This is a genomic window from Pantoea sp. R13S299, assembly GCF_048515925.1.
Classification (GTDB): Bacteria; Pseudomonadota; Gammaproteobacteria; order Enterobacterales; family Enterobacteriaceae; genus Pantoea.
Window position 1 is genome coordinate 1 of sequence record NZ_JBLYEF010000007.1, and the last position, 13,130, is coordinate 13,130.

The 13,130-nt window shown below is 51.8% G+C and carries 11 protein-coding genes and 1 rRNA gene; 8 read left to right on the top strand and 4 right to left on the bottom strand.

All coding sequences use genetic code 11. The features are described from left to right. Window positions 1–4: 4 nt before the first annotated feature. Window positions 5–120: ribosomal RNA gene (rrf, locus tag ACN1CO_RS21625) — 5S ribosomal RNA — on the top strand. 420 nt (window positions 121–540) lie between these two features. Continuing rightward, complete coding sequence (locus tag ACN1CO_RS21630; RefSeq protein WP_419140630.1) at window positions 541–855, top strand: hypothetical protein; 315 nt, start codon at window positions 541–543, stop codon at window positions 853–855. Window positions 856–1,102: 247 nt separating this feature from the next. On the opposite strand, the gene mobA is transcribed toward ACN1CO_RS21630, so the two are convergent. Further along, window positions 1,103–1,678: a molybdenum cofactor guanylyltransferase MobA gene (gene mobA / locus ACN1CO_RS21635; RefSeq protein WP_419140631.1), complete on the bottom strand. Its 576-nt coding sequence runs from the start codon at window positions 1,676–1,678 to the stop codon at window positions 1,103–1,105. 47 nt (window positions 1,679–1,725) lie between these two features. On the opposite strand from mobA, the gene ACN1CO_RS21640 reads away from it, so the two are divergent. The 4 genes from ACN1CO_RS21640 to polA all read left to right on the top strand — a co-directional run bounded on the left by ACN1CO_RS21640 (window position 1,726) and on the right by polA (window position 6,853). After that, complete coding sequence (locus ACN1CO_RS21640; RefSeq protein ID WP_419140632.1) at window positions 1,726–2,001, top strand: YihD family protein; 276 nt, start codon at window positions 1,726–1,728, stop codon at window positions 1,999–2,001. A gap of 45 nt (window positions 2,002–2,046) precedes the next feature. Then, a complete protein-coding gene (locus ACN1CO_RS21645) occupies window positions 2,047–3,033 on the top strand; it encodes a serine/threonine protein kinase (RefSeq protein WP_419140700.1) in 987 nt (328 codons plus the stop codon). Window positions 3,034–3,059: 26 nt separating this feature from the next. Next, window positions 3,060–3,689: a thiol:disulfide interchange protein DsbA gene (gene dsbA / locus ACN1CO_RS21650; RefSeq protein WP_003850731.1), complete on the top strand. Its 630-nt coding sequence runs from the start codon at window positions 3,060–3,062 to the stop codon at window positions 3,687–3,689. Between the two features lie 377 nt (window positions 3,690–4,066). Beyond that, window positions 4,067–6,853 (top strand): DNA polymerase I, encoded by a 2,787-nt coding sequence (gene polA, locus ACN1CO_RS21655; protein ID WP_419140633.1) that lies wholly within the window; start codon window positions 4,067–4,069, stop codon window positions 6,851–6,853. A 417-nt stretch (window positions 6,854–7,270) separates the two neighbouring features. Here the strand turns inward: polA and yihA are convergent, their stop codons facing one another. Further along, a complete protein-coding gene (gene yihA / locus ACN1CO_RS21660) occupies window positions 7,271–7,906 on the bottom strand; it encodes a ribosome biogenesis GTP-binding protein YihA/YsxC (RefSeq protein WP_090967241.1) in 636 nt (211 codons plus the stop codon). A gap of 553 nt (window positions 7,907–8,459) precedes the next feature. Between yihA and yihI the strand changes: the two genes are divergently transcribed. After that, complete coding sequence (gene yihI / locus ACN1CO_RS21665) at window positions 8,460–8,984, top strand: Der GTPase-activating protein YihI (protein ID WP_419140634.1); 525 nt, start codon at window positions 8,460–8,462, stop codon at window positions 8,982–8,984. A 233-nt stretch (window positions 8,985–9,217) separates the two neighbouring features. Continuing rightward, window positions 9,218–10,591: an oxygen-independent coproporphyrinogen III oxidase gene (gene hemN, locus ACN1CO_RS21670; protein WP_419140635.1), complete on the top strand. Its 1,374-nt coding sequence runs from the start codon at window positions 9,218–9,220 to the stop codon at window positions 10,589–10,591. Window positions 10,592–10,632: 41 nt separating this feature from the next. Here hemN and glnG read toward each other — a convergent pair whose 3' ends face one another. Together glnG and glnL are read right to left on the bottom strand one after the other, a co-directional pair. Further along, on the bottom strand, window positions 10,633–12,042 hold the full coding sequence (glnG, locus tag ACN1CO_RS21675) for a nitrogen regulation protein NR(I) (RefSeq protein ID WP_010258440.1): 1,410 nt from the start codon (window positions 12,040–12,042) through the stop codon (window positions 10,633–10,635). Window positions 12,043–12,049: 7 nt separating this feature from the next. Continuing rightward, on the bottom strand, window positions 12,050–13,099 hold the full coding sequence (gene glnL, locus ACN1CO_RS21680; RefSeq protein WP_008926971.1) for a nitrogen regulation protein NR(II): 1,050 nt from the start codon (window positions 13,097–13,099) through the stop codon (window positions 12,050–12,052). Window positions 13,100–13,130: the final 31 nt, after the last annotated feature.

Genomic DNA, 13,130 nt, shown 5'->3' on the forward strand with positions numbered 1-13,130 from the left:
TTTGCCTGGCGGCTTTAGCGCGGTGGTCCCACCTGACCCCATGCCGAACTCAGAAGTGAAACGCCGTAGCGCCGATGGTAGTGTGGGGTCTCCCCATGCGAGAGTAGGGAACTGCCAGGCATTAAATAAGTGAAGAAGCCCCGCACAGTTGTGCGGGGCTTTTTTACGTCTGAATTTTGCTGTATTTAGCAGTAGTATTAACCTGTAAGTTCACTTTCTGTAATCCTTAGTTCCACCATTTCTTCCTTCTGAATAGTTAGTGACCTCCTTTATATCGACTATTATGACAATCAACAGATAAAAGCTAGAATAAATATCAGTTTGATTTTTTTTAATATTATATGACTTAATAAGTTGCGGATATTTAGGATGAAAATAATAACCAATCTGATAACAGATAAAATGCATGCCTTCAGAATGAATGGATTTTATTCTATTTACATCCATTGGTCATTAGCCGAAACTACGCCAGACAATTAATTAGAATAATTGTCTTCGATATATTTCAATTTTTATTAATAAATTTTAAGGATGATTAGAATGAAAGAACTTACTATCGCTGAAACAGAATTAGTATCAGGTGCCGCCTCCACTGGATTTTTAGATAGCGTGGGTGGTGCATTCGTCGGAATGATTGCTGGCGCAATGGGCGTTGCGTGGGCTGGATATAACATCTCTGCGAATACCGATGGCGTAACCAGCGGTATTCTGGCTCCAGCTCAGGGTGTTATTGGCGGACTGTTTGGCGGCATTTGGGGCGCTGTTTTTGGCCTGGTAGTCGGTGCTGCTGAGGGTACTGCTGACTCAGTGGCCCGCGCGGATTCAGTGTGGACGAATATCCTCGCCGCTGGTTGATAGCTCCCTGAAGAGCTTGGGCAATAATCATTATTATTGCCCATTTAATTTAAGTTACTGACTTCCTTCCCATTAACAAGTTTATTTATTTTAGAAAAAAATCAAACTAAGATGTAATTGTGATTTTAAAAATAAGAGCAATTTATCTTTGCATTCATGATAAAAAAGAATTCCTTTATTTTTATTAAAAAATACACATTGTTACCTGTTTTTCACTCTTTTGAATTTAGTCGATACTATTCCCGATTCAGTTAGCTGATGAAGTATGATTCAGATCATCGGGCGTATTGATATTGCGGAAAGCGCCCTCATCATCATCCAGCTGAACAGCATGGCCGCCATGATCGCGCAGGAAGTGCATCAGACGTCGTTCACCAGCCTGAAGATAGTCATAGAGTGGCGCAGCCATATCACGGTGAATAAGGGCCAGCGTCGGATGATCGCGCGACTGTGAGCGTACCCAGACTGCCGGTGCCTCTCCACGTTGTTCGGCCAGCCTTTCAACGAAGTTAAGAGGCACTGCAGGCGTATCACAGGAGCAAAAAGCGGCCCATTCACCGTCGATGGCGAGAAGCGCACTGTAGATACCAGCCAGCGGCCCCGGATAGTCATCAAAAACATCCTGCACAACCCGACACCCGCTTAACTGATAGCGATCAATATTGCGATTGGCATTAATCATGACAATGTCGACTTGTGGCCTGAGCCGTTCGAGGACATGCTGATAAAGCGGCCTGCCATCCAGTTGCACTAATCCTTTGTCCTGACCGCCCATACGGCGACCCTGACCACCGGCCAGAATGATGCCGGTTAATATTGTCATGACTGTGCCCTCGCTTATGATGCACTGTGAATACGGGAGAAACCTGAATGAAATGCCATCGTTTAAACGAGTTGATCGAGTTGCTGCAACCCGCCTGGCAAAAAGAGCCTGACCTGAATCTGATCACATTTTTGCAGAAACTGGCTCAGGAATCTGGATTCCGTGGCCCGTTAAGTGAATTAACCGATGATGTATTAATTTACCATCTCAAAATGCGTGACTCAGCCAGCGATGATGAGATCCCTGGCCTGAAAAAAGACTATGAAGTTGATTTCAAAACAGCTCTGCTCCGCGCACGGGGGGTCATTAAACAGGACGAGTAGTGTTATCCTTGGCAGCTAAATGCAAGGGCAACTACAGGTAACATGATGAGCGACGCTGCTTTTAACTTCCAGACATTGAATCCCGACGTATTACTTGATGCGCTCTGGGATACAGGAATTCGCGTCGAATCAGGTCTGACAGCCCTGAACAGCTATGAGAACCGGGTTTACCAATTCAGCGATGATGAAAAACGTCGCTATGTCGCGAAGTTTTATCGCCCACAGCGCTGGCGTGCTGAACAGATTGCTGAGGAGCATCAGTATGCGCTCGATCTGCTGGCTGACGAGGTGCCCATCGCTGCACCATTGCGATTAAAGGGCGAGACGCTGCACAGCCATGCTGGCTTCTTCTTTGCTGTATTTCCCAGTCTGGGTGGACGGCAATATGAGACAGACAACGAAGATCAAATGGAATGGGTAGGCCGATTCCTGGGCCGTATTCATCAGACCGGGCGTAAAGCGCTGTTTAGCCAGCGGCCGACAATGGGTCTGGATGAGTACCTGCATGAACCCCGGCAGGTGCTGGAGCAATCACTATTAGTGCCTGCATCGCTTAAGGCTGCGCTGTTACAGGCGATCGATAAGCTGGGTAACACGCTGCAGCAACAGTGGCACACCACGTGGGAGCCGCTACGATTACATGGCGACTGCCATCCGGGTAATATCCTGTGGCGTGATGGACCGCTGTTTGTCGATCTGGATGATGCCCGTAATGGCCCGGCGGTACAGGATCTGTGGATGCTGATCAGCGGCGACAAACAGGAACAGCGTATTCAGTGGGATATTCTGCTGGAGGCTTACAGTGAATTCAGTGATTTTGATATTAATGAATTGTCACTGATTGAACCTTTACGCGCTATGCGCATGGTTTATTATCTGGCCTGGGTTGTCCGACGCTGGCAGGATCCCGCTTTTCCCCGCGCTTTCCCCTGGATGACAGATGAAGATTTCTGGCGCAGGCAAATTTCACTCTTTACCGAGCAGGAGAAGCTGTTGCAGGAACCTCCTCTGCAGCTGACACCGCAATATTAATGACGTAGTCAGGAGAATTTTTCACGATGAAAAAAATTTGGTTTGCACTGATGGGTTTAGTGCTGGCATTCAGCGCGTCTGCTGCCCAGTTCACTGAAGGTAAACAATATGTAAGTCTGCCGAAACCCGTGGCCGGCGAACCTCAGGTGATGGAGTTCTTCTCCTTCTTCTGCCCGCACTGCTATCAGTTTGAACGTATTTATCACGTCAATGACGCGGTGAAAAAGAATCTGCCTGCTGATACCAAACTGGTGAAATACCACGTCGATTTCCTTGGTGGTGATCTGGGACCGGTTGTGACTCAGGCCTGGGCGGTTGCGATGGCGCTGGGCGTTGAAGATAAGGTGACAGTACCGATCTTTGATGGCATCCAGAAAACGCAGACCATCACCGATCCTGCCAGTCTGAAAGAGACTTTTGTCAAAGCGGCCGGTATCTCCGCTGCTGACTACGATGCTGCCTGGAACAGCTTTGCTGTAAAAGCGCTTGTTGCACAACAACAGAAAGCCGCTGCGGATGTTGATCTGCGCGGTGTGCCAGCGATGTTCGTGAATGGCAAATATATGGTGAACAACGGCGGCCTCGATACCAGCTCTATGGACAATTTCGTTGCTGATTACGCAAACGTGGTTAAATTCCTGGTAAGCCAGAAGTAATCTGCCTTACCACCTTATTTAACGCCAGCTCTGCTGGCGTTTTTTTATGCCATTGAACAGAGACGAAAATTTTGTCCATCTCCAGGGCATAAATTTAATATCCACACAAGGGATCGCGTAATTAAAATTGCCGATCGGGTCACGGAAATTAAATAACCATATGAAAAATATAAATTTTATTGAGGGTTAAAACATTTAATATCCTGAAATACAGCGCGTTATAATTTTTACGCACAAAGTTATCCACAGAATGATCGTTGCGATCTTCCCTCCATAACCGTCAAAAACGCCACATATCCTACGCCTTAGTTCACCATTTCCGCCAGCTTGTGGCATCCTTATAGACCAACCCATAGCAACGAAGACAACACAGACTTATGGCGCAAATAGCAGAAAATCCCCTCATTCTGGTTGATGGCTCATCCTATCTTTATCGCGCGTATCACGCGTTTCCGCCGCTGACTAATAGTGCAGGTGAACCTACTGGCGCCATGTACGGCGTGCTCAACATGCTGAAAAGCCTGCTGGCGCAATACAATCCAAGTCACGTTGCTGTGGTGTTCGATGCCAAAGGCAAAACCTTCAGGGATGAGCTGTTCGAGCATTACAAATCTCACCGTCCGCCGATGCCAGACGATCTGCGGGCGCAGATCGAGCCGCTGCATGAGATGGTGCGGGCGATGGGGCTGCCGTTGCTGGCTGTAAGCGGCGTTGAAGCCGATGATGTCATCGGTACGCTGGCGCTGGCAGCGGAGAAAAAGGGGCTCTCAGTACTAATCAGCACCGGCGACAAAGATATGGCGCAGCTGGTCACCCCAGCGATCACGCTGATTAACACCATGAGCAATACCATTCTGGGACCTGAAGAGGTTGAGCAGAAATATGGTGTGCCGCCCGCTTTGATCATCGATTTTCTGGCCATGATGGGCGACAGCTCAGATAACATCCCTGGCGTGCCGGGGGTGGGTGAGAAAACCGCACAGGCTCTGCTGCAGGGCCTGGGCAGCATGCAGACGATCTATGACAATCTGGACAAGGTAGCGGATCTCGGGTTTCGTGGCGCGAAAACCATGGCGACCAAACTTGAGCAGAATCGTGATGTGGCGTTTCTCTCTTACCAGCTGGCGACCATCAAGACGGACGTCGAGCTGGCGCTGCCTTGTGAAGAGCTCACGGTCACTGAACCCAATGTCGAGGCGCTGCAGACCCTGTTCAGCCGTTATGAGTTCAAACGCTGGCTGAGCGACCTGCAGGACGGTAAATGGCTGCAGGGCAAAAAGAGTCATACTCAGGCGCAAACAGCGCTGTCCGATGAACCAGTCGCTGTCGTTGAAACCAGCAGCGTGTTACCGACTGAGGGTTATGTCACGATCCTGGATCAGGAACACTTTGATAGCTGGCTGGAGAAGCTGAAAAACAGCGAAGTGTTTGCTTTTGATCTTGAGACCGACGCGCTGGATACCCTGAGCGCTAACATCGTGGGTATCAGCTTCGCGGTGGCGCCTGGTGAAGCCGCCTATCTGCCGGTTGCCCATGATTATCTCGATGCGCCTGATCAGCTGGATCGTGCAGCCGTGCTGGCACAGCTCAAGCCTCTACTGGAAGATGAAAACGCCTGGAAAGTGGGCCAGAACCTGAAATATGATCGTGGCGTGCTGAAGAACTACGACATTGAACTGGCCGGTATCAAATTCGACACCATGCTTGAGTCTTATATTCTCAACAGCGTGGTGGGGAAACATGACATGGATAGCCTGGCCGCTCGCTGGCTTAACCATAAAACGGTCACCTTCCAGGAGATCGCCGGTAAAGGCAAAAATCAGCTGACGTTCAATCAAATCGCGTTAGAGCAGGCCTCCCATTATGCGGCCGAAGATGCCGATGTGACCCTGCAGTTACATCTTAAGATGTGGCCAGAGCTGGAGAAAGAAGCGGGCCCGAAAAAAGTCTTCGAGCAGATTGAGATGCCGCTGCTGACGGTGATTTCCCGGATTGAGCGCAATGGCGTGTTGATCGATCAATCCATTCTGGCGCAACACTCGAAAGAGCTGACTGCCCGACTGGCAGAGCTTGAGTTAAAAGCACATGAGCTGGCAGGGGAACCCTTTAACCTCTCATCGACCAAGCAGCTTCAGGTGATCCTGTTTGAGAAACAGGGTATCAAACCCACGAAGAAAACGCCGGGCGGTGCGCCATCAACCAGCGAAGAGGTGTTAGCTGAGCTGGCACTCGACTATCCGCTGCCCAAGGTGATTCTGGAGCATCGCGGTTTATCCAAACTTAAGTCGACCTATACGGATAAATTACCGCTGATGATTAATCCGATAAGCGGGCGTGTGCATACCTCTTACCATCAGGCTGTTACTGCTACCGGACGCTTATCTTCTGCCGATCCGAATCTGCAAAACATCCCGGTGCGTAATGACGAAGGACGCCGGATCCGTCAGGCCTTCGTGGCGGCTAAAGGCCATCGCATTGTGGCGGCTGACTATTCACAAATCGAACTACGTATCATGGCGCACCTCTCTCAGGACAAAGGATTGCTGGACGCGTTTGCTCAGGGCGAAGACATTCACCGCGCCACGGCATCTGAAGTGTTTGATGTGGCGCTGGATAAGGTCAGCGGCGAACAGCGTCGCAGCGCCAAAGCGATCAACTTTGGTCTGATTTATGGCATGAGTGCATTTGGCCTGTCGCGTCAGCTGAATATCGGTGCGGGCGAAGCGAAAAAGTATATGGACCTCTACTTTGAACGTTATCCGGGTGTGCTGCGCTATATGGAGAACACCCGCCAGCTGGCAGCAAGTAATGGCTATGTCGAAACGCTGGAAGGCCGTCGACTGTGGCTGCCAGATATTAAATCCAGCAACGCCATTCGCCGGAAAGCCGCAGAACGTGCCGCGATCAATGCACCAATGCAGGGAACGGCGGCGGATATTATCAAGCGCGCGATGATTGCTGTGGATGCGTGGCTGGAACAGCAAAAGGATAATGACGTCAGAATGATCATGCAGGTTCACGATGAGCTGGTATTCGAAGTGAAAGCGGAGGCGGTTGAAGAGGCCAGCCAGAAAATCCGTGCGCTGATGGAAGGCAGCGTCCAGCTCGATGTCCCTTTACTGGTCGAAGTCGGGGTCGGTAACAACTGGGATGAAGCCCACTGATTCACGGCCTGAGGTCGGTTCCGCAGAGCGGGATCGGCCAGTCATCAGGTATAAGAAAATCGTTTAGTTAATCGGTTTAGCGTGGTGAAAACTGGCACTGAGAGGACGCGATTTTCTAACTACTTATCGTCTAAACACTTTTTTCGTCATTAAACTACATCACAACGCTATTTTTGTGACGTGCATGGTAAAAAAAGTCCTGTTTGATGTAAGTAAGCAACAAAAAAGCCTTTGTCACGTACAGAAAATCAGGTAAAGTTCGTCGCGTAGGGTACAGAGGTAAGATGTTCTATCTTTCAGACCTTTTACTTCACGTAATCGGATTTGGCTGAATTTAGCCGCCCCAGTCATTCTGTGACTGGGGCGTTTTTTATTGGGCTTTTGGTACCGCCAGCTTCAGCGGCAAAGGGTGGTTACTTACTCTTCCGCGTCCTGATCCTCAACGGCCGGTTCAAGCGTATTAAACCAGCTGTCCAGCTTCTGACGAACCTTGTCCACGCCGATTTTCTTCAGCGATGAGAAGAGTTCTACCTGCACATCACCAACAAATTCGAGTGCGGCTTCACGCACGACAGTGAGCTGCGCTTTACGGGCACCGGAGGCCAGTTTGTCTGCTTTAGTCAGGAGCAACAGCACCGGAATGCCGCTTTCAACCGACCACTGGATCATCTGACGGTCGAGATCTTTCAGCGGATGACGGATATCCATCAGGATCACCAGGCCTTTCAGCGCCTGACGTTTTTGCAGGTATTCACCTAGCGCGCGCTGCCACTTCAGCTTCATCTCTTCTGGCACTTCGGCATAACCGTAACCCGGCAGATCGACCAGACGTTTACCTTCTTTTACTTCAAACAAGTTTATCAGCTGCGTACGTCCCGGCGTTTTACTGGTACGCGCCAGACCTTTCTGATTGGTTAACGTATTCAGCGCACTCGATTTTCCCGCGTTCGAGCGGCCAGCGAAAGCCACTTCAATTCCGGTATCGGCAGGCAGATGGCGGATATCCGGCGCGCTCATGACAAAGTGGGTAACGTGATAATTCAATTCAGACAAGGTGACACTCCAGAAAACGCATTAAGGCAATGCGGGCGATTATACGCGTTATGGCGCTAAAGTGCTCAACCGCGTCTTATCGGTCAGCTTTGTAAGAGATTTGCCATTGAGGCTGCGGGTTATCTCGCTTTTTACTTTACTTACTAAAAATAAAAATTCATACAATTCAAGTTATTAAAATAAATCGTTCTTTTTTCGAACGAACTATTTGCGGCGCTGGCTTGAGGCTTTTACCAGTTGGTCTACATTAGTGTGCAGTGCACGGCAGCACCCATCAGGATGATGCGCTCAGGGATACCAGGAGGGTTTTGAGCGGTGGAATGGAAATGGGTCAGGGATTGCGGACCAGACAGGGATAAGGAAAAGCTCAGGAGTTGAGCAGGCGCGGGATTGACCGGGATGTTACGAGCCGAAAAGGACTTAAAATATGATTCCTTCCTATGAAGGTATGAAATAAGGCGACAGCTTGAGCTGTCGCCTTTTTTCTTTGTCTACTTTCTGCTAGATTTCGCCGCAATTCTATACTGAATAAAAAAAGCCGGGACCGAATACTATGAAGCAACCTGCACGAGCTGCTCACGGCAAACCTGCCGTTAAAGCCAAACGCAAATCGCGTGACGATATCAACCATGAAGCACGCGATCGTAAACGTGATAAAAAGCATCGCGGACATGCATCTGGCAGCCGTGCTAATCCGGCGGCGTCCGAAAGCAATGGCGGAAGTCAGGCGAACAACGTGAAAGATCCACGCATCGGCAGTAAAAAGCCGGTTGCCCTGATTGCTGAGGGGAAAACCGCAGCCGTTAAGCCAAAGAAAAGCGCGGAAAAACCAGCAGCTCAGAAGAAAGTGCGCCTGACGCCCGAAGAAGAGCTGGCGAAGCTGGAAAATGACGAGCGTCTGGATGCGCTGCTGGATCGGCTGGAAAATGGCGAAACGCTGTCGGCTGAAGATCAGGGCTGGCTGGATGCCTCGCTGGACCGTATCGACGAACTGATGGAGCAGTTAGGCATTGTGATGGATGATGCCGAAGATGAGCAGGCAGAAGAAGATATGTACCGTCTGCTGAAGGGCAACTAAGCAAATTTGATCGGCATGCGGTTTCCGCATGCCGCGCTTATCAGGTAAACAACAATGTTTTGGCCTGGATCAATTTTCGCGCTGCTGGCGACATGTTATCTGCTGTGGTTATTGTTTAAACTACGACGCCTGTCGCGGCTGAAGCAACGTTTACGTCGGGTCTCAACCCGCTCACCTTTCATCTCCTCTTCTTCGCGACCTTCTCTCAGACGACGTCACCGGAAGGAGTGAGCATGCCATCGCAGCAGATTGAGTGGGATCAGGCGTTAATTGAAAAATACAATTACGCTGGCCCGCGTTACACCTCTTATCCCACCGCGCTGGAGTTCAGCGCGCAGTATGCGGAAACTGATTTCCAGCGTGCTGTAGCGCGTTATCCCGACCGTCCGCTGTCGCTTTATGTCCATATTCCCTTCTGCCATCGTCTCTGCTACTTCTGCGGCTGCAATAAGATCGTGACGCGTCAGCGCCACAAAGCGGACCGCTATCTGGATGTGCTTGAGCAGGAGATTATTCAGCGTGCGCCGCTGTTTCGTCAGCGTCAGGTCACGCAGCTTCACTGGGGTGGCGGCACGCCAACCTTTCTCGACAATGCGCAGATCTCGCGCCTGGTCGGTTTGCTGAAGCAACACTTCAGCGTGGCCGATGATGCCGAAATGTCGATCGAGGTTGATCCCCGGGAAATTGAGCTTGATGTGATTGATCACCTGCGATCGCTGGGGTTCAATCGTCTGAGTATGGGTGTGCAGGATTTCAATAAATCGGTGCAGGAACGGGTTAACCGGATGCAGGACGAAGAGGTCATTTTCGGTCTGATGGCGCGCGCCCGTGAACAGGGCTTCAGTTCAACCAGCATCGACCTGATCTATGGTTTGCCCCTGCAGACGCCCGCCAGCTTTGCCTGGACACTGGAGCGGGTCCTGGCGCTGAACCCGGATCGCCTTAGCGTGTTTAACTATGCGCATCTGCCGGCGATGTTCGCGGCACAGCGTAAAATCAAAGAGGATGAACTGCCTACCGCTCAGCAAAAGCTGGATATCCTGCAGCAGACCATTGCGACGCTGACTCAGCAGGGCTACCAGTTTATCGGAATGGATCACTTTGCGAAGCCGCAGGATGAGCTGGCCATCGCGCAGCGTGAAGGGCAGTTACATCGCAATTTCCAGGGATACACGACGCAGGGCGACAGTGACTTACTGGGGCTTGGCGTCTCTGCTATCAGCATGATTGGCGACAGTTATGCGCAGAACCAGAAAGACCTGAATACCTGGTACAGTTGTGTGGAACAACAGGGAAATGGTCTGTGGCGCGGTATCGCCTTAACCGATGATGATTGCCTGCGGCGTGACGTGATTAAAACGCTGATTTGTAACTTCTCGCTGGATTTCGCCGCGACGGAAACACAATGGGGAATTTGCTTCAGTGACTATTTTGCTGAGGACCTGGCGCTGCTGAAACCGTTAATCGCTGACGGGCTGGTGGTACAAACGGCTGGCGGACTGGAGGTGACGGGGATTGGCCGGTTACTGATCCGCAATATCTGCATGTGCTTTGATCGCTATCTGCGCCAGAAAGCGCGTCAGCAGCAGTTCTCTCGCGTTATCTGAAGAAACGGGCTGGCAGATGACGCCAGCCCGTACCAAACCGCTTATTCCATGCCCAGCTCTTTCAGCTTGCGCGTCAGCGTGTTTCGTCCCCAGCCCAGCAAACGTGCCGCTTCCTGCTTATGGCCTTGCGTATGACGCAGCGCAGTGGTGAGCAGCGTACGCTCCATCTCTGGCTGTGCCTCCGACAGCAGATTTTGATGACCGGAACGCAGGGCACGATCGGCCCACTGTGCCAGCAGCGTTGCCCAGCTGTCAGGCAACGACTGCACCGGATTTTCCGGGGTGCTGGATTCAAACAGTTCGCCGGGCAGATCCTGAATCAGCACTTCCTGACCCGCAGCCATCACCGTCAGCCAGCGACAGGTGTTCTCCAGTTGACGCACGTTACCGGACCAGTGCAGCCGGGTTAAGGCTGTTTCGGTTTCCGGATGCAGAATCTTCGCTTCCACGCCCAGCTCACGGGCCGCTACCTGCAGGAAATAACGCGCCAGACGCGGGATATCCTCACGACGCTCACGCAGAGGCGGCAGGTGCACGCGAATAACATTCAGGCGGTGGAACAGATCCTCACGGAACTTGCCTTCCTGTACGCGTAATTCCAGGTTCTGGTGGGTCGCCGCGATAATACGCACATCCACTTTCACCGGCGCATAGCCACCGACGCGATAGAACTGACCATCGGCCAGCACGCGCAGCAGACGGGTCTGCACATCCAGCGGCATATCACCGATCTCATCCAGAAACAGCGTGCCGCCATCCGCCTGCTCAAAACGGCCCTGACGAATCTGGTTCGCTCCGGTAAAGGCACCTTTCTCGTGACCAAACAGTTCTGACTCAATCAAATCTTTGGGGATCGCCGCCATGTTCAGCGCGATAAACGGCGCTTTGGTGCGCGGGCTATGGCGATGTAACGCATGCGCCACCAGCTCTTTACCGGTACCTGACTCGCCGTTGATCAGCACGCTGATCGAAGAGCGCGATAACCGTCCGATGATGCGGAACACATCCTGCATCGCGGGAGCTTCACCAATGATATCGGTGGTCGGTCCGCTGACCGGCTGATTACGCGGCTGCTGCTGCTCCTGATAGTGACTGATAGCACGTTCAACCAGCGCAACGGCTTCATCGATATCAAACGGTTTAGGCAGGTAATCAAAGGCACCCTGCTGATAAGCGCTGACGGCGGCATCCAGATCCGAATGCGCTGTCATTATGATGACCGGAAGCATCGGATGACGCTGTTTAATCTGTTTCAGCAGCGCCAGACCATCCATACCGGGCATGCGAATGTCTGACAGTAAAACGTCCGGGGTCTTGGTTGAGAGGGCATCCAGCACCTCGCTTGCGCTGTCAAAAGTCGCGCAGCTCAAACCGGCTCCAGTGAGCGCGCGTTCAAGCACCCAGCGGATGGAGCTATCGTCATCGACGATCCAGACTATCCCTCGTTGCATAGAAACCTCACTGGCGAATAGGCAGGTAAACCGAAAATTCGGTGTGTCCCGGCCAACTGTTAAATTCTATTTTTCCTGAATGTTGATCAATCAGGCTACGGGCGATGGAGAGGCCTAAACCGGTTCCGCCTTCACGTCCGCTGACCATCGGATAAAAAAGCGTATCCTGCAGCTGGGCCGGAATGCCGGGGCCATCATCTTCAATATCAATTCGTGCGACCAGGCGATAACGCGTGCCGTGCAGCGTCAGCTGAAAAGCCGTGCGGGTGCGGATAATAATGGTGCCACCGTCGTCGCCCAGCGCCTGAAGCGCATTGCGTACCACGTTAAGCAGCACCTGTTCGATCTGGTCGGGGTCGTGCGGCAGTTCCGGCAGGCTGGGATCATAATCCCGCACCAGCGAGACGTTCTCCGGCAGCTCCATCGACACCAGATTGACCACCCGTTCGGCCACCTGATGAATGCTCTGCGTGATGTGCATGCCCGGCTGCTGCGGCCCTAACAGACGATCAACGAGATTCCGCAACCGGTCTGCCTGTTCAATAATCACTTTGGTGTATTCGTTCAGCGAGGGATCGGGCAGGGCGCGGGATAAAAGCTGTGCCGCGCCGCGCAATCCGCCCAGCGGATTTTTAATCTCATGGGCCAGGCCGCGAACCAGATCGCGAGCGGCCACCTGCTGGGCGTGCTGTAACTGCTCCTGACTGAGGCGACGCTGATTATCCATCGGCGCCATCTCCATCAGAATTAAGCCATCGGGTAACCGCTGGGCGGTCAGCGACATAATGTGCGCGCGACCATCTACCACCAGCGTGACCTCACTGTCAGTAAATCCCTGGCCAGCCTCAAGACTCTCGCGCATCACCTCGATATTCAGCGAAAAGTAGCCAGTTAATTCCGGTAACGGCGTGCCGAACAGTTTGCGTGAGCTTTGCGCCAGTAATTGCTGCGCCGCCGGGTTGGCGTAATGAATAACCAGATCGTTATCCACCAACAAAATACTGTTGATTAAAGCGTTGAGAATCTGCCCTGCATCGGGCAGAGAGCCAGTTGCCATACAACGTTCCTCTGCACTAATTAGGTGCATT